The 243-nt window shown below is 51.9% G+C and carries 1 pseudogene; it reads right to left on the bottom strand.

What is annotated here, in order from left to right:
- Positions 1–243: pseudogene (locus tag ACXAGS_RS15750) on the bottom strand (gliding motility-associated C-terminal domain-containing protein); the annotation flags it as partial.

The following is a 243-nucleotide window of genomic DNA, read 5'->3' as shown; positions in this document are numbered from 1 at the left end:
CATCGTCCAAATCACGGTAGTTAACGTCCTCCGTACCATCCGTATCCGGTAAATCGGTCGCTGGGTCTTCTATCTCATCGTTTACGTCATAGCCGTCGTTCAAGTCACTTCCCTCGTAGCCATCGTCCAATCCGTCATTGTCCGTGTCAACCCCCGTGTACGTGTTGTCCGGCTCCCCATCATAATCAAAGTCGTGCCCCTCGTTACTGTCCGGTACCAAATCGTCATCGCTATCCTCATCTA

This window comes from Croceivirga sp. ABH4_376 (assembly GCF_056160685.1).
The sequence above is the reverse complement of the archived record's forward strand: the minus strand, read 5'-3'. Positions and strand labels throughout refer to the sequence as shown.